Raw genomic sequence first — 23,302 nt, forward strand, 5'->3', positions numbered from 1 at the left:
GGAGCCTGTGTTGAGCGTACCGATCCGGCCGCAGGCTTCCCGGCCGTGCAGGGTCCCGCCGGTTGCGCAGCGGGACGAAGCGCGCTTCTTCGCGGCGCCGCTCGCGTTTCCAAATCGTCGCCTTGAAACAGGAAAATATCGGTAAAGGCGCGCCTTGAATGGTCGACAGTATACCATAAGGCGCCGGGTCGCGGTATCACCCGGTTGGGTCAGTCGGCTGTGTCAAAGCGGCTGCACAATGCGTTAGGTCGGCCAGTCGATATCGAGTTCAATCTGGAATGCTCCCATTGCTGCCGACTGCTTTCCGCCCTCCGCGGTCAGCCGGCCGACGGGAGGCTACCCGAAAGCGGAAGTCCCAATGCGCCTCCCTATACCTGCGAGAACACCAGCAGGCAGGCCGCATAGATCCCCAGCATGACCCCCGCGCCCGCGACATCCCGGCGCCAGTCCCGCCGCCCGCCCGGGGTCAGCCACCAGCCGAGCCGCTTGCCGACCCAGGGCACCAGCCGGGACAGCAGCAGGACGCTGACGACATTGCCGATGAACAGGGCGAACCAGAAGGGCAGGCCCGCATCCCGTATCAGGAACGGGGTCTGGACCGCGGCGCCGAACAGGAAGACGACCGGGTACAGGAGCGCGATCACCACCATGTTCTGCTTCCAGGCCGGCGGCACCGCTTGGCCGGCGGCGGCGCCGCCGCCCGCGAACCAGGGCTCGAAGCCGGTGCGGACGATGCGGGCGTGGAATGCCTCGGTGAAGGCGGCGGATTCGGCCAGCAGCGCCTGCCGCTCCGGGCTGTCCATCCAGCCCTGCAGGGTGCGGTCGCTGTCGAAGCGCAGGATCGCCAGCCAGTCCTCCTGCACCCCCGGCACCGGCGGCTGGAAGCGGTAGCCCTGGAAGCCGGGCGCGCGGGCCTGGGCGGCGGCGATGCGCTGCTCCCAGCGCCGGAAGGCAGCCTCCTGCCCCGGCTTGACCTTGGTGGCGATCACCGCCGAGGCAGGGGCGGGCAGGGCACCGCCGGCGCCGTCGGGCACCAGATGCACGTCGTCCAGACCGGCCAGCAGGCCCTGGGCCTCGGCCACCAGCGCCTGGCGCTTGTCCGACCGCAGCCAGGCCACCGCGCCCGACTGGCTGCTGAAGCGCTGCAGGATCACCCAGTCCGGCTGGGCCGGCGGGTTGGGCGGCATCACCGACTGCTCCAGGAAGCCCGGCTGCCCGGCCACCGCGGCGCTGATCCTCGCCTGCCAGCGGCCGAACGCATCCTCCTGCCCATCGCGGATGCGGGTCTGCACCATCAGGGTGACCGGGGCGTCGGCCGCGGCGGCAGAGGCGGCGGTCATCGGGCGGCGTCCCCCAGCCGGTCGTAGATCCGGTCCGGCGTCAGCGGCAGATGGGCGAAGCGCACGCCGGTGGCGTCGGCCAGGGCGTTGGCGATGGCGGGGGCCACCGGGTTGATCGCGCATTCGCCCTGCGACTTGGCGCCGAGCGGGCCGATCCGGTCATAGGTGTCGGCGAACATCACCTCGCTGGCCGGGATGTCGGCGAAGGACGGGATGCGGTAGTTGCGCAGGCTGGGGTTGACCACCCGGCCGGCGCCGTCATGCACCATGGTCTCGCAGAGCGCCCAGCCGATCGCCATGCCGATGGCGCCGTCGATCTGGCCGCGGCACTGCATCGGGTTGATCGGCCGGCCGATATCCGCCGCGTGGACGCTGTGCAGGATGCGGACCTCGGCGGTGGCGCGGTGCACCGCCAGGCGGATGCCCTGGACGTTGAAGGCGACGCTGCGCGGGGTGAGATAGGCCTTGCGCCGGACGATGAAGCGGTGGCCGTCGGCGGTGCCGGCGGCGTGCAACTCGGCCAGCGCGATGCGGTGGTTGCCGCAGACCACGGCATCGGCCTCCAGCCGGCATTCGGCGCGGTCCATGCCGGTGTGGCGGGCGGCGTAGTCGAGGATCGAGTCGCGCAGCGCCGCGGCGGCCAGGGCCACGGCCTGGCCGGCCACCACGGTGCCGGTGCTGGCGAAGGTGCCGGTGTCATAGGGGGTGCGGTCGGTGTCGGCGATGGCGATGCCGATCTGCCCGGCCCGGCACTCCAGCAGCCCGGCCGCGATCTGGCGGTGGGCGGTGGCCGAGCCGTTGCCCATCTCGGTGGAACCGACGGCGAGGTGATAGCCGCCCGCCGCCGTCAGGCTCATCTCGGCGCCCGAGCGGTGCTCGGTCGGCGGGCCGCATTCCAGCATCGCCATGGCCATGCCGGTGCCCTCCGCCCAGTCCGGGCCTTCGGGGCGGGGCGCGCCACGGCCGCTGGCCAGGGCCTGCTCGACCAGGTCGAGGCACTGGTCGAGGCCGTAGCTGCCGAAATCCACGTCGGACGTCTCCGACCAGATCGATTCGATCCAGTCGGTCGGGCGGATCATGTTGCGGCGGCGGATCGCGAAGGGGTCGAGTCCGAGGCCGCGGGCGAGGTCGTCGATCGCCGATTCCACCGCGAAGGTGGTCTGCGAGGCGCCGTAGCCGCGGAAGCCGCCGCCGGGGACGATGTTGGTGTAGACCGCGGCGCCGTCCGCCTTCTTGTTGGCCGGGCGGTAGGCCGAGATCGGGGTGCCCAGCGCGGCGGCCAGCGTCTCGCTGGCGTGGCCGCCATAGGCGCCGGTGTTGGAGACGACGCGCAGCTCGATCGCGGTCAGCGTGCCGTCGCGCTTGGCGCCCAGCTTCACCTGCGTCGTCATCTGGTGGCGCGTGGTGGCGGCGGTGAACTGCTCCTCGCGCGTGTACTCCCATTTCACCGGCCGGCCGGTGCGCAGCGTGGCGAGGACGCACAAATCCTCGGTGATCATCTCCTGCTTGCCGCCGAAGCCGCCGCCGACCCGGCCGGTGAAGACATGCAGGTCGTGCACCGGCAGGGCGAAGACATGGCTCAGCTTCTGCCGCACGATGAACGGCGCCTGCGAGCTGGTGCGGACATGCACCCGGCCGGCGGCATCCTGCCAGGCGATCGAGCCATGGGTCTCGAGATGGACGTGCTGGACGCGGGAGGTGGAATAGGTCGCCTCCTGCACCACATCGGCCTCGGCGAAGCCTTCGGCGACGCTGCCGACCTCGCCCTTGATGCGGGCATAGACATTGCTGCCGCCGGTGACGCCGCGGTGGTGCAGCACCGGCGCGTCCGGAAGCATCGCCGCCTCGGGGTCGAACACGGCGGGCAGGGGCTCGTAATCGACCACCAGGGCCCGGCAGGCGGCGGCGGCGATCGCCTCGCTCTCCGCCACCACCGCGGCGACGCGCTGGCCGACGAAGCGCACGATTTGGTCAAGCATATAGGTGTCGTCGGGGTCGACCAGATGGTCCTCATGGGTCGCCGTGCTGTAGAGCCGGCGAGGGACGTCCTCCCAGGTGAAGATCGCGACCACGCCCGGGATGGCGGCGGCGCCGCGGTCGATGCCGCGGATGCGGGCATGGGCGTGGGGCGAGCGCAGCACCTTCAGGTGCAGCAGCCCGTCCATCGCCACATCCATGGTGTAGGCGGCGTGGCCGGTGACGATGTCGCGGCCGAACGGGTTGCGCAGGCTGGCGCCGCAGGCCTGGCCGGCGACGTCCTCCTCGGCCTCGCCCCCGGGCACGCCGACGCCGTGGATGGCGTCGGCGATGGCGCGGTAGCCGGTGCAGCGGCACAGGTTGTTCTTCAGGGCGTGGGGCAGGTCGGCGCGCTGGTGCTGGTCCAGCGCGGCGACGGTCATGATCATCCCGGCGGTGCAGAAGCCGCACTGGAAGCCGGCGGAGTCGAGGAAGGCCTGCTGCACCGGGTGCAGCGTCTCGCCCTCGGCCAGGCCCTGGATGGTGGTGACCGTGCGGCCCTCGGCGCGGAAGGCGGGCAGCAGGCAGGAATGCACCGGCTCGCCGTCCAGCCACACCGTGCAGGCGCCGCAATCGCCGGCGTCGCAGCCCTTCTTGACGCCGAAGGACCCCTGGTCGCGCAGGAAGGTGCGCAGGCACTGGCCCGGCCGGGGCGCGGCGTCGACCGGCTGGCCGTCGATGATGCAGCTCATGCCCGGACTCCTTCGGCGAGCTCGCGGCGCACCTCCTCGGCGAGGTGCCGGGCGACGTGGCGCTTGTAGGGGGCGGAGCCGTGGACGTCGCCGAACCAGCGGGCCTCGGGGATCTGCTCGTCCAGCGCCGCCTGCAGCGCGGCGGCGTCGGGCATCGCGGGGAAGCGAAGATGGACCGGGCGGTCGGTGGCGGCGGTGAGGCAGAGATGCAGGTCGCCGCCGTCGCCGTTGGTGGCGCCGCTGGTGCCGATCACCAGGGCGGCGGAGCGGCCGAGCTTGGTCAGCGACATCACCCGCATCGCCGCCCGCCGCGACAGGGCCGAGGTGGGGAGGTGGATGCTGCGCAGCAGCTCGCCGGGCTGCAGGACATTGGCGTGGTTGCCGGTGACGAAATCGCTGACCGCGACCTGCCGCGGGGCGCCGTCGCGCGGCCACAGCGTGCAGATGCCGTCCAGCGACGCGGTCAGGGAGATCATCGGCCCGGCCGGCAGCGACATGCACAGATTGCCGCCGACGGTCGAGACGTTCCAGATCTTGAACCCGGCCAGGAACGCCTCGCAGCAGGACCGGAACAGCGGTGCCGCGGTCCAGGCCTCGGGCGCCGTGAAGCGGTACAGCGTGGCGATGCGGCAGGTGGCGCCGATGGTCAGCCCGTCCGGCCCGGCCTGCAGCTCCGGCCAGCCGAGGCCGTGCAGGTCGATCAGCGTGTCGGTGTCCGGCTGCGGCTCGGAGAACAGCCAGGTGCCGCCGGCGAGCCAGGCCCAGGAGGGCCGCCAGTCGCCGATCTCACTGGTGGAATGCGGGCGGCGGATGGTGGTGATGGTGCCGATGTCCATGGCGCGCCTCAGGGCCGATCGGCCGATGGCGCGGCGCCCAGGCGCCGGTTTCTTGCCGCAAACACTGAACTCTCCCTGAATATTATTTTATGAATTGCGGTCGATGTCTTGAATAAGTCGGTGCCAGGCTGTCGTTCCCCTTCGGCTGTTCGGGGCGAATAGTTTGGTCAGCCAATATCGGGATCCTGCACGGATCGGGCCCGCATGGCTAGTCATGCTTGCATCCTGACCCGTTTGCGTCGGCCTCGGGACGAAGATGTTCGTCTCGCTATTCCAGATACGGCGTCAGCACGTCTTCGATCCATTTCATGAATGCGCGGACCCGGCGCGACAGATTGCTCCGATGGGCGACAACGAGGGACACGGCGAGCGGCCGGCGACGAAAATCGGGTAGGATCTCCACAAGCGCTCCACTCTCCAAGTATCGGCCGATCCCCAGGAGTGGCGCCTGAATCAGGCCGAGGCCGGCGAGGGCAGCGGCTTCGTAGGTCTGCGCGCTGTTGACGTGCAGCGCCCCCGGCAACTGAAGCGTCGCGTAGCTGTCGCCGTCCGGATATTCCCATCCATAGGGTCTTGCGCCCAGCATCGTCGAAAAATGAATTGTCCGATGGTCCTGATGCTGGAGATCCTCCAGCGATCGCGGGACGCCATAGCGCGCCAGATAAGCGGGACTGGCAGCGTTGACCATGCGCAACTGTCCCAGTGGACGGGCGATCAGCGTCTCGTCCCCTATGGATCCAAGCCGCAATACACAGTCGAACCCCTCTTGAACCAGATCGACTTGCCGATCCGTGCTCGACACCTCCAGCTCCAACTCGGGGTGAGCCGCCATGAAATCAGGCAAGGCCGGCACGATCGTCGTGCGCGCCACCTCGGTCGGAAGATCGACCCGCAAACGGCCGCGAAGCGCCACGCGATCGCCTGCGAACATCGAGTGCAGGTCGTCGACTTCGGCAAGCAGATGGCGGGCACGGGCATGAAATGCGCGTCCGTCCTCCGTCAACTGCACGCTGCGCGTCGTCCGGTGCAGGAGCCTGACACCGATATCTTCTTCCAGCTTCCGGACCGCCGTCGAGGCCCTCCCCTTCCGGATGCCCAGGCTGTCGGCCGCGTGGGTGAAGCTCCCCATATCCGCGACCGTGATGAATATGAGGATGGGTTCGAGATTCCGCATTTTCGTGTCTCGATATTGTTCGCCACAAAGAGAACAGTATGTTCGATTTTTTGGCGTTTATCATATCCAAAAGGCACAGTAAGACTCGAAACCGGTCACCCCATCGGAGAACGACACGTGTCCGAAACCATGAACCTGCATCAGGTGCCTGAAGCCATGACCTTGCATCGCAGCAGCCTGTGGGCCGGCCGGATCATGAGCGCGATTGTCGTTGTCGCTCTGGCGGCGGACGGGGCTGCTCAGCTTTTCGTGCCGGGACAGGTCGCGAGCATGCTGCAGGAAACCGGGTTCGCGATGGACCTGACCCGTACCGTGGGTCCGATCATACTCGTCTGCGCCATCCTGTACGCCATTCCGGCCACCTCCGTCCTCGGGGCGGTCCTGGTGACCGGCTTTCTGGGCGGCGCAATCTGCGCCCATGTCCGCATCGGTGAGTTGGGATCGCAGCCGGAAATCATTTCGCTGCTTCTGGGCGTGATGGCATGGGGCGGCCTCTATGCACGCGATCCCCGGATCCGGGCCATTCTGCCGCTCACCCGTTGACCCGACCGGGGCATGTTCCGTCCCTATAGATCAGGAGAAAACGCATGTTTCTAGTATTGGGAATCACGGGAAAAGTCGGCGGCGCAACGGCAAAACATCTGCTGGCGCACGGCAAGCAGGTACGCGCGCTCGTCCGCAATCGCGAGAAGGCGCTGAGCTGGGCGAACCAGGGCGTGGAACTGGTTGACGGCGATTGGAATGATTCGGCAGCCATCGTGCAGGCGCTCGAAGGCGTCGAAGGCGTGTTTGTCATGCTGCCCCCTGTCTGGGCGCCGTCGCCCGATTACAAAGAAGCAAAGGGCGTGATCGCAAACTATGTCGAGGCGCTCACCAAGGCAGCGCCGCCGCGAGTGGTTGCGCTTTCGTCGATGGGCGCGAACCGAACCAGCGGGCACGGGGTGATCACGGCCTTGTCGCTTCTGGAGCAAGGCTTTCGCGACCTGATATCGCCAATCGCATTTGTTCGCGCAGGCGGATTCTTCGAAAATTTTCTGTTCGGCTTGCAGGTCGCGCAGGGCGGAACGTTACCGGTCTTCTACAATCCGACAAACCGGAAATCGACCATGGTCGCGACGAGCGACATAGGCGCGGAGGTCGCAACCCTTCTGACCGGGCCAGCGTGGTCAGGGCGGCGCATCGTCGAGATTGGTTCGATGGTCAGCGCGGATGAAGTCGCGGAGCAATTGGGCGAAGTCCTGAATCTCGACGTCAAAGCCTTTGCAATCCCGCGTGCAGGGTGGGCGGAAGCGTTAGAGCAATTCGGCATCCCGAAGGGCCGCAGCGGACCTGCCGAAGAAATGTACGAGGCCGTGAATGCGGGATGGATGGACCTCGGAGCCGAGGATACGCAGCACATAGCGGGGACGACGTCCGCACGCGACGTCTTCGCAGCGGCGCAGAACGCCGCCAAGGCGCAATTCCAAGCATCATAGGCAATACCCGTCATCCCGTGTCTGCGCAGCGGCACTTCGCGCCGCAGCGTGCACGGGATGACGAGTCAATGTTCGATCGTTGGTATGAGTCGTTCCATATACCGACCCCTCAAGGATGCCGGGCGGAAGCAGTGTGAATTTTCAAAGCCATTGTTTTTTAAACCTCCGCGATATAGCAAGGCCCAACTTGCAAAAAAGGACGGGTCATGGAGGAAGCGATCGACGGCCGGTGGGGCGAGCTGCTGACCCGGCGCTATGCCGCGACCGTCGCCACGCTGTGCCTGGGCGTGGCGCTGTACGCGCTCAACGCCTTCCTGGTCTCGACCTCGCTGCCCACCGCGGTGGTCGAGCTCGGCGGCGTCGGGCTGATCAGCTGGGCCTTCACCGTCTTCCTCGTCGCCGCCATTGTCGGCGGCGCCGCCGCGGCGATGCTGAAGCAGCGGTTCGGCACCCGGCCGGCGCTGCTGCTGGCCGCCCTGGCCTTCCTGGCCGGCACGCTGGTCTGCGGCTTCGCCACGTCGATGCCGATGGTGCTGGTCGGCCGCCTGGCCCAGGGCGTGGGGGAGGGGGTGATCGCCGCGGTCTGCTACGCGCTGATCCCGGAGATGTTCCCGTCGCGGCTGATCCCCAAGGTGTTCGGGGCCGAGGCGATCGTCTGGGCCGCCGCCGCCTTCGGCGGGCCGCTGCTGTCGGGCGTGCTGACCGAGACCGTGTCCTGGCGCGCCGCCTTCCTGGTCAATGTGCCGCTGATCGCGATCTTCGCCCTGCTGGTCGGCATCGTGGTGCCGGCCGAGCGGAGCCGCGGCGGCGGCGGCACGGTGCCGGTGCTGCGCCTGCTCGGCTGCGCCGCCGGCATCATGCTGGTCTCGGTCGCCGGCATCGTGCCGCAGAGCTGGCAGGCGGCGCTGTGCGTCGCCGCCGCGATGCTGGTGCTGGCGGCGGTGGTGCTGGCCGACCGGCGCAGCCGAGACCGGCTGTTCCCGTCCGACGCCTTCACCTTCCGCTCGACCGTCGGCGCCGGGCTCTGGGTGGTGCTGCTGATGCCGTTGGCCCAGGCCGCGACCACGGTCTATCTCAACATCACCATCCAGCATCTCTGGGGCTACGGCCCGACCATGGCCGGCTATGTCAGCGCGCTGATGGCGCTGTCCTGGAGCGGCTCGGCCGTGCTGGTGGCCGGCATCGTCCGGCCGGAGGGGCAGCGCCGGCTGATCCGGATCGGGCCGTTCCTGCTGGCGCTCGGCCTGCTCGGGGTGATGGCGGCGCTGGCGACGGGCCAGCCCTGGCTGCTGATGCTGTGCCAGGTGCTGATCGGCGCCGGCTTCGGCATCTCCTGGGCCTTCCTGAGCCAGGCGGTGATGGAGGCGGCGCGGCCGGGCGAGCGCGATTCCGCCTCGGCCCTGCTGCCGACGCTGCAGTCCGGCGGCTACGCCATCGGCGCCGCGGTCGCCGGGCTGATCGCCAACGAGGCCGGCATGGCCGCGGCGCTGGCGCCGGACGCGATCACCCACGCCGCCACCTGGGTGTTCGGCATCGCCGCGCTGCTGGGGACGCTGGGATTCCTGGCCAGCTTCGGGGTGCGGCCCGGGGGGCGGTGAGGGGCTGCGCCACCCCTTCCATCGTCATTGCGAGCGCAGCGAAGCAATCCATCGGTCAGCTCGCGCGGGACGATGGATTGCTTCGTCGGCTTCGCCTCCTCGCAATGACGGTTGGGGGATGGCCGACTCGACTCTCTACAGGCCCCACCGCTACCGTCGCTAGAGTGGCGAGCAGAACAGGAGAGCGGCGATGCTGGCGAGTTCGGTCCTGGCGTTTCTCGGGGTGTCGGCGCTGGTCATCGTCACGCCCGGGCCCGACACCGCGGTCACCGTGCGCAATGCGCTGCTCGGCGGCCGCGCCGGCGGCATCTGCACCGCCCTCGGCGTCTCGGTCGGCCAGGCGATCTGGGCCTTCGCCACCAGCCTCGGCATCGTCGCCCTGCTGGTGGCGTCCGAGCCGCTGTTCCTGGCGGTGAAATATGCCGGCGCCGCCTATCTGGTCTGGCTCGGCCTGCACGCGCTGCGCGCCGCCTGGCGGCCGGGCGACAGCGGGGAGGGCGCTGCCGCCGCCAAGCCGGCCAGGCGCCTCGGCCGCGGCGCGGCGTTCCGCCAGGGGCTGGTCAGCGATCTCGGCAACCCGAAGATGGCGGTGTTCTTCGCCAGCCTGCTGCCGCAATTCGTGCCGGGGGGCCAGCCGGCCTTCACCGTCTTCCTGGCCCTCGGCCTGGTGTTCAGCCTGATGACCTTCGCCTGGCTCGCCGCCTATGCCGTCGCCGTGGCCAAGGCCGGCGACGTGCTGCGCCGGCCGCGCATCCGCCGCGCCATCGAGGGCGTCACCGGCGTGCTTCTGGTCGGGCTCGGGCTGCGCATCGCGACGGAGCAGCGGTAGCCGCTACTGCGCAGTTGCGCCGGAGGCTTCGACGATCGGCTTGTACTTCGCCTTCTCGGTCTTGATGTAGGCCGTGAACTCCTCCGCGGTGCTGCCGATCGGCTTGGCGCCAAGGGGCTCGACCCGGGCCTTGATCTCCGGCAGGCGCATGACCCGCTGCACCTCGGCGCTCAGCTTCTCGACGATGGCGGGCGGCGTGCCGGCCGGGGCCAGCAGGCCCTGCCAGGAGGTGATGTCGAAGCCGGGGAAGAATTCGGCCATCGCCGGCACGTCCGGCAAAGTTGGCGTGCGCTCCAGCCCGGTCACCGCCAGCGGCCGCACGGTGCCGGCGCGGGCCTGCTCCATCGCGGTCGGGATGTTGTCGAAGATCATGTCGACATGGCCGGCGACGACGTCGCCCAGCGCCTGGGCGCTGCCCTTGTAGGGCACATGGGTCATGTGCGAGCCGACATGGATCTCGAACGCCGCGGCGGCGAGATGGATCGAGGTGCCGAAGCCGGACGAGGCGTAGCTGTGGCCGTCCGGCTCGGCCTTCAAGAGCGCGATCAGCTCCGGCACCGACTTCGCCGGGAAGGACGGGTTGACCACCAGCAGGTTCGGCAGCGTCGCGGCCAGCGAGATCGGCGCGAAATCGGCCTCGGCGTCGTAACTCAGGTCCTTGAACACCCAGGGGTTGATCGCATGGGTGCCGACCGTGCCCATGCCCAGGGTGTAGCCGTCCGGCTCGGCCTTGGCCAGCTGCTCGGTGCCGATGCCGCCGCCGGCGCCCGGCTTGTTCTCGACCACGAAGGGCTGGCCAAAGGTCTTGCTCATCTCGTCGGCCAGCAGGCGGCCGAACAGGTCGGTGTTCCCGCCGGGGGCGAAGGGCACGATGATGGTGACCGGTCGGGTGGGCCAGGCCGCGTCCTGGGCGGAAGCGCCGCCGAGCGGCAGCAGGGCGGTGGGCAGCAGGACGGCCAGGCAGGCGCACAGCGCTGTCTTGGACATGGATCCCCCTTCGATGTTGGGCGGCCTCATGCAGGGCGCGCTTCCATGTCCAGTATGCCAAAGGACCGCCGTCCTGGCACCTGCGCGAGGGCTGTCCGAGACGCCGTGCCGGCACACCTTGTCGCAATCACGCCGCGGTGTCGCCTTCCGGACAGTTCCGGTCGTCGGCGATGCAGCGCCAACGCCCCGGCATCACCATTTTGTCATCCAAGCGCCGGTGATGGCGCCGTGCCCATGGAGGACGGTGAATGCTGGGGTTCAATCGGTCGACCGCCAAGGTTGTTTCGCTGCCGACGCCGAAGACGGCGGTGGTCGACCTGTTCCGCGGCCTCTCGATCGAGACCGCGCCCGGCATCGCCGCCAAGACCGCCAGCTACGGCGCGCATCTGCCGGCCGGCACCCCGGTCTATGTCACCATGCTGCCGGGCGCCGATCTCGGCGAAATCGTGCACACCGCGGCGCGGCTGCGCGGCGAAGGCCTGGTGCCGGTGCCGCACATCGCCGCCCGCAGCCTGGAGAGCCGGGCTCAGCTCGACGACTATCTCCGCCGCCTCGCCGGCGAGGCCGGGGTCGACCAGGTGCTGGTGATTGGCGGCGGCGTGTCCACCCCGGTCGGCCCGTTCGACCGCACCATGCAGGTGCTGGAGACCGGCCTGCTGCAGCAGCACGGGATCAAGACCATCGGCGTCGCCGGCCATCCCGAGGGCAGCAAGGACATCCCGGCCGAGGAGATCGCCCGCTCGGTCGCCGAGAAGAACGCCTATGCCCGGGCGACCGGGACCGAGCTGTACATCGCCACCCAGTTCTGCTTCGACGCCGAGGCGATCATCGCCTGGGACCGCGAGCTGCGCCGCGCCGGCAACGAATTGCCGATCCATCTCGGCCTGGCCGGCCCGGCCAAGCTGAAGAGCCTGATCCACTACGCCGCGATGTGCGGCGTCGGCCCGTCGATGCGGTTCCTGACCCGGCAGGCGATGAACATCGCCAAGCTGGCCTCGGTGTCGATGCCGGACCGGCTGCTGACCGAGCTGGCGGATTACCGCGCCAAGGATGCCGGCTGCGGCATCGCCCAGCTGCACCTGTTCGCCTTCGGCGGGCTGGAGCGCTCGGCCCGTTGGGTCAAGGCGATGCAGGACGGCCGCTTCACCCTCGACGGCCGCGGCGGCTTCGCCATGGACGAAGCGCTGGACTAAGCCGGCCTCTACGGTCATTTCCATCAATAGCTGAATCAAAGACTGTCATGCCCGGGCTTGACCCGGGCATCCAGAGACTGTCGACATCTTCTGGATTGCCGGGTCAAGCCCGGCAATGACAATAAAGGAATTGCTCTTATCTGAGGGTTATTCTCGGTGTGCCCTAAGCCGGCACTGCCAGCTCCGCTCTGTCGCGGGCCGGGGCGCCGCCATCCGGTCCGGCCAGCCGGAGCACCCGCGCCGAGAGCTTCTCGGCGAGGGCGAGGTCGTGGGTGACCAGGAGCACGCCCAGGCCGGTCTCCGACACGATTTCGAGCAGGAATTCCACCACCTCCCGCTGGCTCACCGGGTCGAGGCGCGAGGTCGCCTCGTCCGCGAACAGGAACACCGGGTCCAGCAGCAGCGCCCGCACCAGGGCGAAGCGCTGCAGCTCGCCGCCCGAGACCTGGCCCGGCAGGCGGTCGAGCAGGCTGTCCGCAAGGCGCAGCCGGGCCATCAGCCCAGCCACCCGGTCCCAGGGCTGCCGGTGCAGCCGGGCCAGGTCGCGCAGAGCCCGCCGGATCGGCTGGTGCGGCACGAAGGCGGCCGGCGGATCCTGGTACAGCTTCTGGAACCTGAGCCGCGGTTGGCCGCCCGGCCGTTCCACCGTGCCGCTGTCGGGGGCGGCGAGCCCGAGCAGGATGTTGCCGATCGTGGTCTTGCCGCAGCCGCTGGGGCCGGCGATGGCGACGATCTCGCCCGCCCGCACCTCGATGTCGATCCCCGCGAACAGCCGGCGCGGACCGAAGGCCTTGGCGAGGCCGCGGCCGACCAGGACCGGGCCACCGGAAGGCCGCGGCGCCCGATCGGGCCAGCGCCGCGGATCGGCGGCGAGCAGCGCCCGGCTGTAGGCGTGGCCCGGCGCCCGCAGCACGGTCTCGGCCGCGCCGTGTTCGACGATCCGGCCGTCCAGCATCACGCCGACGGTGCCGCCGAGCGCCTCGGCGACCGCGACGTCATGGGTGATGGTGAGCAGCAGGCGGCCGGCCTCCACCTCCCGCTTCAGCCGCGCCACGACGCCGTCGCGCAGCTGGGCGTCGAGGCCCTTGGTCGGCTCGTCGGCGATCAGCAGCCGGCTGTCGCCGGCATGGGCGATGGCGATCGCCACGCGCTGGCCCATGCCGCCCGAGATCTGGAACGGGTAGAGCGCGCCGGCACCACCGAGCCCGACCTCCGCCAGATGCTCGCGGCCGCGCGCCTCGCTCTCCCTCCGGGGGCGGCGATGCACGAAACGGTGCACTTCCGCCACCTGGGCGCCGACCCGCATGGTCGGGTCGAGGGCGAGCCAGGGCTCCTGCGGCAGCAGCGAGATCGCGCGACCCCACAGCTTCCGGCGCTCGGCGGGCGGCAAAGCGAGCAGGTCGGCGCCGTCGAGGCGGATCGTGCCGGACGCCCGCAGCTCCGGCGGCAGCGTGCCCATGATCGCCTGGGCGACCAGGGATTTGCCGGAGCCGCTTTCGCCCAGCAGGGTCAGCGGCCGGCCGGGCTGCAGCGACAAGGAGACATCCGTGACGACGGGGCCGGCGGCCGAGGCGACGCCGAGCCCGGAGACGGAGAGGCCGGTCATCGGGAATTCCTCTGGGCGACGAGCTGCAGGCCGAGGACGAGCAGCACGATCAGGGCGGCGGGCAGCAGCACATGCACCGGCGCCTCGGCGTAGTAGGGCAGCAGTTCGACGATCATGCTGCCGAGCTCCGGCGTCGGCGGCTGCAGGCCGACGCTGATCGCGCTCAGGGTCGAGATGGCGATGATCGCCGTCGCCATGGCGAAGGCCGCGAGGGTGCCGATCAGCGGGGCGATCACGGGCAGGACGTGGCGGCGCAGGATGTAGCTCGGGCCGAAGCCGAGCAGGGACGCGGCCTCGACATGCGGCTGCTTCAGGACCGTGGCCGCGGCGGCGCGGGTGACGCGGTAGAACTCGACCCACAGCGTCAGCGCCAGGCCGAGATAGAGCGGCCCGAAATTCCCGGGTGCAAAGGCCAGCAGCAGCAGGACCAGCATCAGCCCCGGCAGCGCCAGGACGATGGTCGAGGCGAGGTCGGCCAGCCGCCCCACCCACCCGCCGCGCCAGGCGGCGGCGAGGCCGAGCAGCACGCCGGGCACGGCCGCCGTCGCCATGGTCAGGACGGCCATGCCGAAGGACAGCCGCGCGCCATGAGCCAGCCGGGCCAGCAGGCTGCGCCCGTAATGATCGGCGCCGAGCAGGTAGTCGCCGCCGGCCGGCGCCAGGCTGGCGCCGAGATCCTGCCCGGCCGGATCGGCGTCGATCAGCCAGGGCCCGAGCACGGCGAAGACCGCCAGCGCCAGCAGCAGCGTGCCGCCGACGGCGCGCGGGGTGGCGAGGCGCGGCGACGGGGAGGGGAGGATGAGGGTCATCGCACGGTCCTCGGGCGCGGGTCGAGCCAGGCGGTGGCGGCCTCGACCGCGGCGGTGATGGCGACGAAGATCAGGCCCATGGCCAGGGCCGTGCCCTGGACCATCGGGACGTCGCGCTCGACGATGGCGTGGACCAGGGCGTGGCCGATCCCCGGATAGGCGAAGATCGATTCGACCACGACGACGCCCTCCACCAGGTAGATCGCCTGCAGGCCGAGATAGGAGACGACGGGGATCGCCGCGTTGCGCAGGCCGTGGCGGCGCACCGCCACGGCCTCCGACAGCCCCTTGTGGCGGGCGAAGGCGAACCAGGGCGACGCCACGGCGCCGGTGACCGCATCCCGCGTCACCCGGCTCGACACCGCGGCGAGGCCGAGGCCCAGCGTCAGGGCCGGCAGCGCGATCTCGCGCCAGGTGCCGAAGCCGGCCGGCGGCAGCCAGCCGAGCCGGATGGCGAAGACCAGCATCAGCACGAGGCCCAGCACGAAGGGCGGCAGGGCGCGCAGGGCCACCGAGCCGGCCAGCCCCAGCCGGTCGACCCAGCCCTGCGGCCGCAGGCCGGCGGCCACGCCGATCGCGGGCCCGACCAGCAGCGACAGCCCCAGCGCCGCGGCCGCGAGCCACAGCGAATAGCCGAGCTGGACCGCCAGCTCCTCGACGATCGGCGCCCCGGTGACCAGCGAGCGGCCGAGGTCGAGCCGGGCCAGGTTGGCGATCCACTCGGCGAACTGGGCCGGCCAGGGCCGGTCGAGGCCGAGCTCGGCCCGCACCTTGTCCGCCGCCTCCGCGGTCATCGCGTCGGGGCCGTAGCGGCCGGCCGCGATCCGCATCGCCGGGTCGCCCGGCAGGACGCGCATCAGGACGAAGCACAGGGCGCCGACGACCAGCGCCACCAGGCCGGCCTGGCCCAGCCGGGCGAGGAGAAGCCGTCTCATCTAATCCGCCCAGCGGATCGAGGCGAGGCGGTAATTCACCTCGAACGGATCGACCTCGACGCCGGTGATGCGCTTGTTGGCGACGATCGCGAGCTCGGACCAGGTGACCGGGATGCCCGGCAGCTGCTCCTGCAGGATCTCGGCGGCGCGCCGGCGCAGCGGCTGCTGCCGGTCCGGGTCGCTGGTTGCCATCAGCTGGTCGACGATGCCCAGCAGCTCCGGGTCGGACCAGCCCATGGCGCCCCAGTCGCCGCCCTTCGGGCCGTAATCCTGGACCAAGGCGCCGACCGGATCGGGCACGACGGAGTAGAGGCGCGAGACCAGGCCGATCTCCAGCGTGCCGTCCTGGTGGCGGCTGACGATCTCCGAGCTGTTGCCGACCGTCACCTTCAGGTCGACGCCGACCTCACGGAGCTGGGCCTGCAGGGCGGTGGCGATCGGCGGCAGCTCCGGCCAGTTCGAGTAGGTGACCAGCGTCGGGCTGAAGCGCCGGCCGTCCCGCTCCAGGATGCCGTCGCCGCCCGGCGTCCATCCGGCCTCGGCCAGCAGCCGCCGCGCCTCGTCCAGGTCGCGCCGCAGCGGCGGCAGGTCGGGAACGTGCCAGCCGGCGAGGGTGGGCGGGAACAGCTGGGTCGCGGCCAGGTCGGGGTTGCGCAGAATCGCCTTGGCGATGCCGGCGCGGTCGATGGCATAGCTCAGCGCCCGGCGCTCCCGCACGTCGTCGAAGAAGGGCGAGGCCGCGTTGAGCTTCAGCAGTCGGGTGCGAGGGATGGTCGCCGCGCGCACGTCGAGATCGGGGTCGCGCTTCAGCCGCACCACCGAGACCGGCAGCATGGAGAAGGCCAGGTCGGCCTCGCCGCTCTCCGCCATCAGCGCCCGGGTCTCGCCCTGGCCGACGGCGAGATACTGGACCTCGCGGATGCCGGGCTCGCCGCCCCACCAGCCGCCGGCTTCTTCGAGCTCCAGCTTCAGGGGCGGCGTCAGCGCCTTCACCCGGTACGGGCCCGAGCCGATGATCCGGGCGACCCGGCCGGAGTCGTCGTACGAGGCCGGGGCGAGGATGATCGCGCCGTAATTCACCAGGAAGGCGGGCAGGGCGGCGAAGGGCCGCTCCAGCCGGATGACGACGTCGCCGCCGTCATGGCCGATCTCCGCGATCGGCACCTGGGACAGGATGCCGGCGCCGGCCCGGGCCCGCCGCAGGCTCGCCGCCGCCGCCTCGGCGGTGACGGGCGTGCCGTCGTGGAAGACGGCGGCGCCGCGGATCCGGAAGCGCCAGGTCAGCCCGTCGTCGCCGGCGGACCAGGATTCGGCCAGGGCCGGGGAGAGGGTGCCCGTGGAATCGGCCGTGACCAGGGTCTCGGCCACTTGCATGCGGCTGAAGATGTAGCCCGACTGCGCCGGGTCGATCCCGGCGATCTCCCACGGGCCGACCACCTTGAGCGGCCGCTCCTGCGCCGAAGCGGCGCCGGCCAGGAGCCCGAACGCCACCCCGGCCGCGGCGAGAAGATGCGCGACCCGCATCCCGATCTCCATAGAATGTTATATCTTAACATCTTCTGGAGAAGGCCGAGGAAAAGGTCAACAGCGGGGATGAGGGGCGACGGCGCTAATTTCCACTCTCCCCCTCCCCTTGCGGGAGGGGGGGAAGGGGGAGGGGTTTGGCGCCGTCAGGACCAATATCGGAGGATCGCCGAACCCGGCGGTCGTCCCAGACACTCCGCCACACAGATCTTCATCGACAGCCCCCTCCCCCTACCCCCTCCCGCGAGGGGAGGGGAGGATGGAAGGCGTGGGCTGGCTCAAGTCAGGCAGCTCTGAAAGGTCTCGCTGGGCGGGAGAGGCAACGCGATGCACTCGGACGATATCAGGCGGCCACGGCCTCGGAGACGATCTCGCCGAGGGGCGGGACGGCGTGGGCCAGTTCCTCGACCACGGCGCGGGTGACCTTCGGCAGCTCCGGGATCTCCAGGATCACCGGCACGCCGCCATGCTTCTCGATCGCGGCGCGGTTGCCGGCGTTGAGCGGGCCGTTCATCACCACCCCGGCGATCGGGATCTTGCGGCTGCGCAAGGCCTCGATGGTCAGGAGCGTGTGGTTGATCGTGCCGCGGCCGCTGCGGGCCACCACGATGGTCGGGTAGCGCCACACGGCCAGCAGGTCGATCGCCAGCGTCGAGCAGTCCAGCGGCACCATCAGCCCGCCGCCCGGGCCCTCGATCAGCAGCGGCCGGGTCGAGAAGTCCGGCGTCAGCGCGGCCGGGTCGATCTCGCTCTCCTCCAGCGCCGCGGCGGCCACCGGGGCCAGCGGCGCCTGGAAGGCATAGGTCGGCTTCTGCAGCCGGTCGGCCGGCAGGCCGGTCAGGGCGGCGATGGTGGCGGTGTCCGCCGGCTTCTCGGCCAGGCCGGTCTGGATCGGCTTCCAATAGTCGGCGTCCCAGGCGGTGGCCAGGCAGGCGCAGGCGAGGGTCTTGCCGACACCGGTGTCGGTGCCGGTCACATAGAATCGGGTCATGGGGTGCTAAAGGTCTCGGCGGCGAGGCGGTCGGCGGCCGGAAGGGCCTGCCAGGTCCGGTCTACGGGCATTCGGGTCCGGGATGCCGTTACGCGAAGTCGCGGACTATGCACAGATCGGTCCTCCGATGCGAGTCCCCAGTTACTGCAGCGCAGCAAAGCTGGAATGCGTCGTCAAGCGAGGATCTTCTGGCGGACCGGCCGCTCGGGCATCGGCACGCCGCGCAGGATGGCGTTCGCCCGCTCTTCCCGGGGCGAACGGCCATAGAGCTGGCGGTAGCATTTCGAGAAATGCGAGGCCGAGACGAAGCCGCAGGCCAGCGCCAGGTCGACGATCGGCAGGTCGCTCTGGTTGATCAGATGCTGCGCCCGCTCCAGCCGCAGCTCGAGGTAGTAATGCGCCGGGCTGTGGCCGAGCTGCTTGCGGAACAGCCGCTCCAGCTGCCGGCGCGACAGGCCGACATGGGCCGCCAGCTCCTCCTGCGGCAGCGGCTCGGCGATGTTCGCCTCCATCAGCTCGATCGCCGAGACCAGCTTCGGGTTGTGCACGCCCAACCGGGCTCGCAGCGGCAGGCGCTGGCGGTCATGCGGGCTGCGGATGCGGTCGACCAGGCACTGCTCGGACACCTTGGTCGCCAGGTCGCGGCCCTGCCGCAGCGCAATCAGGTGCATCATCATGTCGATCGCCGCGGTGCCGCCGGAGCAGGTGTAGCGCTTGCGGTCGACCTCGAACAGATCGCTCGACACCGGGATCTCGGGGAAGGTCTCGGCGAAGCCGGGCAGGTTCTCCCAATGGATGGCGCAGCGATAGCCGCCGAGCAGGCCGGCCCGGGCCAGCAGGTGCGAGCCGGTGCACAGCGCGCCGATGCCCACGCCCTGCCGCTCGGCCCGGCGCAGCCAGGCGAAGACCTCGTCGTCGCGGTAGCGCTCGATGCCGAGGCCGGAGCAGGCGAAGATCATGTCGAGCGGCTTGGACAGGCCGGACTGGCGGCTGAGCTCGGCCAGCGAGGTGTCGACGCCGACGCTGATGCCGTTGCTGGCCTTCACCGCCTGGCCGTCCTTGGACAGCACGGTCCAGCGGTACAGCGGCTTGCCGGCCATGCGGTTGGCGATGCGCAGCGGCTCGACCGCCGAGGTGAAGGCGATCATCGAGAATTGCGGAATCAGCAGGAAGCCGATCGTCTCGGTGTCGAAGGCTGGATCCTGGCCCATGCTCTCTGTGCCTCCCGGCGGCCCTCATGCGATGAAGGGGTGCGCCTTGTTCACGAATCGGTAGCACGGGTCGCAAATTCGACAAAGAGGCTGCTTGCGACGGTCAGCAGATAGTGCGATCCGCTGGACGCATGGCTCGCGCCGCCGCGGCCGGCCGCGTCGCAGCCGGAGCGAACCACGTCGCCGCAGACGAGATGGCTCGCCGGATGCTATGGGACGATCGACGCAAAAACGGCCTGGGGGGCTTGGGAGATGGCGGCACCGTCGGATATCGAGATCGCGCGGGCGGCGACGCTGCGGCCGATCGCCGAGGTCGGCGCGAGGCTCGGCATCCCCGCCGAGGCCCTGTACTCCTACGGGCCGCATATCGCCAAGCTGACGCCCGGCTTCATCGACGGGCTCGAGGGCCGGCCCGACGGCAAGCTGATCCTGGTCACCGCCATCACCCCGACCCCGGCGGGGGAGGGCAAGACCACCACCACGGTCGGGCTCGGCGACGGGCTGAACCGGATCGGCAAGAAGGCGGCGATCTGCCTGCGCGAGCCGTCGCTGGGGCCGTGCTTCGGCATCAAGGGCGGCGCCGCCGGCGGCGGCCACGCCCAGGTGGTGCCGATGGAGCAGATCAACCTGCACTTCACCGGCGACTTCCATGCCATCAGCAGCGCCCACAACCTGCTGTCGGCGCTGCTCGACAACCACATCTACTGGGGCAACGCGCTCGGCCTCGACACCCGCCGGGTGACCTGGCGCCGGGTGATGGACATGAACGACCGGGCGCTGCGCTCGATCGTTACCAGCCTGGGCGGCGCCCAGAACGGCTTCCCGCGCGAGGACGGCTTCGACATCACCGTGGCATCGGAGGTGATGGCGATCTTCTGCCTGGCGAAGTGCCTGGAGGACCTGGAGCAGCGGCTGGGCAATATCATCGTCGGCCAGTCGCTCGACCGCCGGCCGGTGACGGCGAAGGACCTGAAGGCGGACGGGCCGATGACCGTGCTGCTGAAGGACGCCTTCATGCCGAACCTGGTGCAGACGCTGGAGAACAACCCGGCCTTCGTCCATGGCGGCCCCTTTGCCAACATCGCCCATGGCTGCAACTCGGTGATGGCGACCAAGACGGCGCTGAAGCTGGCCGACTACGTCGTCACCGAGGCCGGCTTCGGCGCCGATCTCGGGGCCGAGAAGTTCTTCGACATCAAGTGCCGCAAGGCCGGGCTGAAGCCGGCGGCGGTGGTGATCGTCGCCACCGTGCGGGCGCTGAAGATGCATGGCGGCGTGGTCAAGGAGGAGCTGGGGCAGGAGAATGTGGCGGCGCTGAAGAAGGGCTTGGCCAATCTCGGCCGCCACATCCGCAATGTCGGCCAGTTCGGCGTGCCGGCTGTGGTCGCGGTCAACCGCTTCGTCGCCGACACCGAGGCCGAGCTGCAGGCGGTGCGCGACTATTGCGCCGAGCACGGGGTCGAGGCCCAGGTCTGCTCCCATTGGTTGGACGGCAGCGCCGGCACGGTCGAGCTGGCGCACAAGGTGGCGGCCCTGGCCGAGGATCATTCCCAGTTCCGCACCCTGTACGACGACGACTTGCCGCTGTGGGAGAAGATGCGGACGATCGCGACCTCGATCTACGGCGCCGACGACATCATCGCCGACAAGCGGGTGCGCGACCAGTTCGCCCAGTACCAGAAGGGCTACGGCCATTTCCCGGTCTGCGTCGCCAAGACCCAGTACAGCTTCTCCACCGACCCGGCGCTGAAGGGCGCGCCGTCGCACCATGTCGTGCCGGTGCGCGAGCTGCGCCTGTCGGCGGGGGCGGAGTTCCTGGTGGCGATCTGCGGCGAGATCATGACCATGCCCGGTTTGCCGAGAACGCCGGCGGCCAACGCCATCCGGCTGGACGGGGGAGGGCGGATCGAGGGGCTGTTCTAAAGCGCCAGCCCGGGCGCGCCGGCCAGCGGGGCCATCGGCAACAGGGCCGCATCCTCGGCGATGAAGATCTCGCGCAATCTCTTCACATAGCGGGCGGCCGGCTCGTCGCATTCGATCTCGTTGCGGCTGAGCGATCGTTCGGCGGGCACCCGCAGGGTGTGCTCTCCCGATCCGGCAGCGCGATCGACGCCGGCGGGGACCGAAATCGCGGCGAGGATTTCGGGAGCGATCAGCGATCGGAACGCGTCATCCGCGACCTGGGTCCTGACACGCCGGATCAGCCGATCCAGAAGCGCCTTGTCCGGACAGCCGTCGCCAGGCGGCAGGTCCGCGATGCGCTGCATCACCATGGCCGTCGAGGATGGCGTGTTCAGCCGATGATTGCCCGAGACGGTCAGCAGGAGGCCGTCCATCCGCACCGCTCGCCCTCCGAGAACGCCATTCAGAATGGCGAAAAAAATGCCGTGGATCACGTCGATATCTTCGCCCATCAGGTAGACCTGCGACCGCAGGACACAGACCGGGCCGATATGGGCGAAGGAGATGCCGTATTGCCTGAAACAGAGAGCGCCGGACTCGCGCCAGATGATGTAGAGGTCGCAGATCAGCCGCCCGCCCATGCTGATGCCGTGCCGGAAGCCGAGATAGACGCCGAGGCAGTTCTGGCCCTCGCGTCCCATCGTGGCGGCGCTTTCCGCGAGCGCGCGCGCCAGAAAATGCCCCGGACCGGTTGGCAGGGTCGCGAGCGGATCTTGCGGTGGGGCGAGTGGGATCAGGCCGCCGATGCTGACAGCGAAGGCGTCCATCGGCATTTGCCAGGATGCGAGATCGAAGCCGGGAAACTTGCGCGCCAGAATCTCGGTGACGATCGCAAGATTGTGCTCCGACGGCACGACCAGACCTCGCGCCCACCGGCCGACCAGCGATTTGTCGACTCTCGCCTCCGACGCAAGGCGTCCCTTGCTCATATTGGCGCGCTTGAGGGCGAGGTCGAGCTTGCTGGACAGATCGGTCGGTAGGCGACTCATGGAGATCCCGAAAGACCAGCGATGCTGCACTGCAGCGACGCCTAGCATGGAATGCAACGGTTGCATACGGGTTGCACCGCGCGCTGCATCGCTATGCTCTTTGTTGCAACTTAAATAGCGTGAGCGGTTCGACGATAAGGACCTACCGGGGCGGCAAGGGCATTTGCCTCAAGCGAACGCCCGACGGACCCGAACCCTTTGCATCTGGAGAAAGACAATGCGCTGTCTTATCGCCACCGTCGCCCTTGCCGCCACCGTCGCTGCCGTTTCGATGCCCGCTCGGGCCGGTACCTTCCTGAACGGCGATGCTTCCCACGCTGTCCGGATCGACGTGATCGGCATCGAGCTCCCGGCTGCGGTTCGCTGAACCCGCCGCGACGTCCCACACGGCATGTCCGGCCCGGCGCCGACCTTTGCAGGTTCGGCGCCGTTGTCGTTTCAGCGGTTCGGACAGGTGCAGCGCATGACCCGCTCGCACGGCTGAGGCCCGGCATCGGCGTTTGACCGGGAAGCGGCCGGGCGGGAGAGTGCCTCGCCCGCTTCCGAGGACGATCCGATGCTGCTGCACCCCGACCGCCATCTCACCGTCTGCGGCCTGGAGGAGATCGCGGCCTTCCGCGCCGCCGGAGTCACCCATGTGCTGTCGATCGCCGATCCGGGCACCCCGGCCGAGACCTATTTCGACGGTTTCGCGCCGCATCGCCGCCTCGACCTGCGCTTCCACGACATCATCGACGAGATGCCGGGCCACGTCTTTCCGACCCCCGGCCATGTCGCCGAGATCCTGGAGTTCGGCGAGGCCATGGCGCTGGAGGGCGAAAGCCTGCGCCACCTGCTGGTGCATTGCCACATGGGCGTCTCGCGCTCCTCCGCCTCGATGCTGATGCTGATCGCCCAGCGCCATCCGGGCGAGGAGGAGGCCTCGGTGGCGCGGCTGGCGGCGATCCGGCCGCAGGCCTGGCCGAACACGGTGATGATCGACTACGCCGAGGCGGCGCTGGGCACCAAGGGCCGGCTGCGCGACGCGCTGCGCCCGCAATACCGCCGCGTCCGGGACGAGCAGCCCGACCTGGTCGCCATGCTGCGCCGCGTCGGCCGCGGGCGGGAGATCCCGGCGGATTGAGGCGCGGACTGG

At 69.8% G+C, this 23,302-nt stretch carries 20 protein-coding genes; 8 read left to right on the plus strand and 12 right to left on the minus strand.

Annotation, left to right across the window (positions count from 1 at the left end):
- Window positions 1–368: 368 nt before the first annotated feature.
- From QFZ27_RS16600 to QFZ27_RS16615, 4 genes are all read right to left on the minus strand, one after another.
- Complete coding sequence (locus QFZ27_RS16600; protein ID WP_429227483.1) at window positions 369–1,340, minus strand: antibiotic biosynthesis monooxygenase; 972 nt, start codon at window positions 1,338–1,340, stop codon at window positions 369–371.
- The gene (locus tag QFZ27_RS16605; RefSeq protein ID WP_429227484.1) at window positions 1,337–4,048 is read right to left on the minus strand and encodes a molybdopterin-dependent oxidoreductase; all 2,712 of its coding nucleotides are present in this window, start codon (window positions 4,046–4,048) and stop codon (window positions 1,337–1,339) included. The genes QFZ27_RS16600 and QFZ27_RS16605 overlap by 4 nt, the downstream gene beginning before the upstream one ends.
- On the minus strand, window positions 4,045–4,884 hold the full coding sequence (locus QFZ27_RS16610) for an FAD binding domain-containing protein (RefSeq protein ID WP_429227485.1): 840 nt from the start codon (window positions 4,882–4,884) through the stop codon (window positions 4,045–4,047). Before QFZ27_RS16610 ends, QFZ27_RS16605 begins: the two co-directional genes overlap by 4 nt.
- A gap of 268 nt (window positions 4,885–5,152) precedes the next feature.
- Window positions 5,153–6,058: a LysR family transcriptional regulator gene (locus tag QFZ27_RS16615; protein ID WP_429227486.1), complete on the minus strand. Its 906-nt coding sequence runs from the start codon at window positions 6,056–6,058 to the stop codon at window positions 5,153–5,155.
- Window positions 6,059–6,175: 117 nt separating this feature from the next.
- Between QFZ27_RS16615 and QFZ27_RS16620 the strand changes: the two genes are divergently transcribed.
- The 4 genes from QFZ27_RS16620 to QFZ27_RS16635 all read left to right on the plus strand — a co-directional run bounded on the left by QFZ27_RS16620 (window position 6,176) and on the right by QFZ27_RS16635 (window position 9,960).
- Window positions 6,176–6,601 (plus strand): DoxX family protein, encoded by a 426-nt coding sequence (locus QFZ27_RS16620; protein WP_429227487.1) that lies wholly within the window; start codon window positions 6,176–6,178, stop codon window positions 6,599–6,601.
- Window positions 6,602–6,645: 44 nt separating this feature from the next.
- Window positions 6,646–7,533, plus strand: a complete 888-nt coding sequence (locus QFZ27_RS16625) for an NmrA family NAD(P)-binding protein (RefSeq protein ID WP_429227488.1) — start codon at window positions 6,646–6,648, stop codon at window positions 7,531–7,533.
- A 206-nt stretch (window positions 7,534–7,739) separates the two neighbouring features.
- On the plus strand, window positions 7,740–9,131 hold the full coding sequence (locus QFZ27_RS16630; protein ID WP_429227489.1) for an MFS transporter: 1,392 nt from the start codon (window positions 7,740–7,742) through the stop codon (window positions 9,129–9,131).
- 190 nt (window positions 9,132–9,321) lie between these two features.
- Entirely contained in the window at window positions 9,322–9,960 is a 639-nt protein-coding gene (locus QFZ27_RS16635) for a LysE family translocator (RefSeq protein WP_429227490.1), read from the plus strand.
- A gap of 3 nt (window positions 9,961–9,963) precedes the next feature.
- Here QFZ27_RS16635 and QFZ27_RS16640 read toward each other — a convergent pair whose 3' ends face one another.
- Complete coding sequence (locus tag QFZ27_RS16640; protein ID WP_429227491.1) at window positions 9,964–10,947, minus strand: Bug family tripartite tricarboxylate transporter substrate binding protein; 984 nt, start codon at window positions 10,945–10,947, stop codon at window positions 9,964–9,966.
- 248 nt (window positions 10,948–11,195) lie between these two features.
- Between QFZ27_RS16640 and QFZ27_RS16645 the strand changes: the two genes are divergently transcribed.
- On the plus strand, window positions 11,196–12,140 hold the full coding sequence (locus QFZ27_RS16645; RefSeq protein ID WP_429227492.1) for a methylenetetrahydrofolate reductase: 945 nt from the start codon (window positions 11,196–11,198) through the stop codon (window positions 12,138–12,140).
- 163 nt (window positions 12,141–12,303) lie between these two features.
- Here QFZ27_RS16645 and QFZ27_RS16650 read toward each other — a convergent pair whose 3' ends face one another.
- From QFZ27_RS16650 to QFZ27_RS16675, 6 genes are all read right to left on the minus strand, one after another.
- Window positions 12,304–13,746: an ABC transporter ATP-binding protein gene (locus QFZ27_RS16650; protein ID WP_429227493.1), complete on the minus strand. Its 1,443-nt coding sequence runs from the start codon at window positions 13,744–13,746 to the stop codon at window positions 12,304–12,306.
- Entirely contained in the window at window positions 13,743–14,555 is an 813-nt protein-coding gene (locus QFZ27_RS16655) for an ABC transporter permease (RefSeq protein ID WP_429227494.1), read from the minus strand. The genes QFZ27_RS16650 and QFZ27_RS16655 overlap by 4 nt, the downstream gene beginning before the upstream one ends.
- Window positions 14,552–15,490 carry an ABC transporter permease gene (locus tag QFZ27_RS16660; RefSeq protein WP_429227495.1) on the minus strand — a complete coding sequence of 313 codons (939 nt, stop codon included), beginning with the start codon at window positions 15,488–15,490 and terminating at the stop codon, window positions 14,552–14,554. The genes QFZ27_RS16655 and QFZ27_RS16660 overlap by 4 nt, the downstream gene beginning before the upstream one ends.
- Window positions 15,491–17,014 carry an ABC transporter substrate-binding protein gene (locus QFZ27_RS16665; protein WP_429227496.1) on the minus strand — a complete coding sequence of 508 codons (1,524 nt, stop codon included), beginning with the start codon at window positions 17,012–17,014 and terminating at the stop codon, window positions 15,491–15,493.
- Window positions 17,015–17,357: 343 nt separating this feature from the next.
- Window positions 17,358–18,005 (minus strand): dethiobiotin synthase, encoded by a 648-nt coding sequence (gene bioD, locus QFZ27_RS16670; RefSeq protein WP_429227497.1) that lies wholly within the window; start codon window positions 18,003–18,005, stop codon window positions 17,358–17,360.
- 173 nt (window positions 18,006–18,178) lie between these two features.
- A complete protein-coding gene (locus tag QFZ27_RS16675) occupies window positions 18,179–19,216 on the minus strand; it encodes a GlxA family transcriptional regulator (protein WP_429227498.1) in 1,038 nt (345 codons plus the stop codon).
- A 252-nt stretch (window positions 19,217–19,468) separates the two neighbouring features.
- On the opposite strand from QFZ27_RS16675, the gene QFZ27_RS16680 reads away from it, so the two are divergent.
- Window positions 19,469–21,139: a formate--tetrahydrofolate ligase gene (locus tag QFZ27_RS16680; RefSeq protein ID WP_429227499.1), complete on the plus strand. Its 1,671-nt coding sequence runs from the start codon at window positions 19,469–19,471 to the stop codon at window positions 21,137–21,139.
- On the opposite strand, the gene QFZ27_RS16685 is transcribed toward QFZ27_RS16680, so the two are convergent.
- Window positions 21,136–22,167, minus strand: a complete 1,032-nt coding sequence (locus QFZ27_RS16685; RefSeq protein WP_429227500.1) for a helix-turn-helix domain-containing protein — start codon at window positions 22,165–22,167, stop codon at window positions 21,136–21,138. The two genes, QFZ27_RS16680 and QFZ27_RS16685, sit on opposite strands and share 4 nt — an antisense overlap.
- Window positions 22,168–22,384: 217 nt before the next feature.
- Between QFZ27_RS16685 and QFZ27_RS16690 the strand changes: the two genes are divergently transcribed.
- Both QFZ27_RS16690 and QFZ27_RS16695 read left to right on the plus strand, forming a co-directional pair.
- Window positions 22,385–22,534, plus strand: coding sequence for a hypothetical protein (locus QFZ27_RS16690; protein ID WP_429227501.1), 150 nt, complete (start codon window positions 22,385–22,387; stop codon window positions 22,532–22,534).
- Between the two features lie 189 nt (window positions 22,535–22,723).
- Window positions 22,724–23,290, plus strand: a complete 567-nt coding sequence (locus QFZ27_RS16695; protein ID WP_429227502.1) for a tyrosine phosphatase family protein — start codon at window positions 22,724–22,726, stop codon at window positions 23,288–23,290.
- Window positions 23,291–23,302 lie beyond the last annotated feature (12 nt).

Origin of the sequence: Inquilinus ginsengisoli (assembly GCF_050434925.1) — a bacterium.
Classification (GTDB): Bacteria; Pseudomonadota; Alphaproteobacteria; order DSM-16000; family Inquilinaceae; genus Inquilinus; species Inquilinus ginsengisoli_B.

Excerpts from the sequence above, each read along its gene's own strand:
- QFZ27_RS16690 (WP_429227501.1), top strand. The coding sequence starts at position 22,385 with ATGCGCTGTCTTATCGCCACCGTCGCCCTTGCCGCCACCGTCGCTGCC.
- QFZ27_RS16600 (WP_429227483.1), bottom strand. The coding sequence starts at position 1,340 with ATGACCGCCGCCTCTGCCGCCGCGGCCGACGCCCCGGTCACCCTGATG.
- QFZ27_RS16635 (WP_429227490.1), top strand. The coding sequence starts at position 9,322 with ATGCTGGCGAGTTCGGTCCTGGCGTTTCTCGGGGTGTCGGCGCTGGTC.
- QFZ27_RS16655 (WP_429227494.1), bottom strand. The coding sequence starts at position 14,555 with ATGACCCTCATCCTCCCCTCCCCGTCGCCGCGCCTCGCCACCCCGCGC.
- QFZ27_RS16685 (WP_429227500.1), bottom strand. The coding sequence starts at position 22,167 with ATGAGTCGCCTACCGACCGATCTGTCCAGCAAGCTCGACCTCGCCCTC.
- QFZ27_RS16630 (WP_429227489.1), top strand. The coding sequence starts at position 7,740 with ATGGAGGAAGCGATCGACGGCCGGTGGGGCGAGCTGCTGACCCGGCGC.
- QFZ27_RS16650 (WP_429227493.1), bottom strand. The coding sequence starts at position 13,746 with ATGACCGGCCTCTCCGTCTCCGGGCTCGGCGTCGCCTCGGCCGCCGGC.
- QFZ27_RS16625 (WP_429227488.1), top strand. The coding sequence starts at position 6,646 with ATGTTTCTAGTATTGGGAATCACGGGAAAAGTCGGCGGCGCAACGGCA.
- QFZ27_RS16640 (WP_429227491.1), bottom strand. The coding sequence starts at position 10,947 with ATGTCCAAGACAGCGCTGTGCGCCTGCCTGGCCGTCCTGCTGCCCACC.
- QFZ27_RS16615 (WP_429227486.1), bottom strand. The coding sequence starts at position 6,058 with ATGCGGAATCTCGAACCCATCCTCATATTCATCACGGTCGCGGATATG.
- QFZ27_RS16680 (WP_429227499.1), top strand. The coding sequence starts at position 19,469 with ATGGCGGCACCGTCGGATATCGAGATCGCGCGGGCGGCGACGCTGCGG.
- QFZ27_RS16665 (WP_429227496.1), bottom strand. The coding sequence starts at position 17,014 with ATGCGGGTCGCGCATCTTCTCGCCGCGGCCGGGGTGGCGTTCGGGCTC.
- QFZ27_RS16695 (WP_429227502.1), top strand. The coding sequence starts at position 22,724 with ATGCTGCTGCACCCCGACCGCCATCTCACCGTCTGCGGCCTGGAGGAG.
- QFZ27_RS16645 (WP_429227492.1), top strand. The coding sequence starts at position 11,196 with ATGCTGGGGTTCAATCGGTCGACCGCCAAGGTTGTTTCGCTGCCGACG.
- QFZ27_RS16605 (WP_429227484.1), bottom strand. The coding sequence starts at position 4,048 with ATGAGCTGCATCATCGACGGCCAGCCGGTCGACGCCGCGCCCCGGCCG.
- QFZ27_RS16675 (WP_429227498.1), bottom strand. The coding sequence starts at position 19,216 with ATGGGCCAGGATCCAGCCTTCGACACCGAGACGATCGGCTTCCTGCTG.
- QFZ27_RS16660 (WP_429227495.1), bottom strand. The coding sequence starts at position 15,490 with ATGAGACGGCTTCTCCTCGCCCGGCTGGGCCAGGCCGGCCTGGTGGCG.
- bioD (WP_429227497.1), bottom strand. The coding sequence starts at position 18,005 with ATGACCCGATTCTATGTGACCGGCACCGACACCGGTGTCGGCAAGACC.
- QFZ27_RS16610 (WP_429227485.1), bottom strand. The coding sequence starts at position 4,884 with ATGGACATCGGCACCATCACCACCATCCGCCGCCCGCATTCCACCAGT.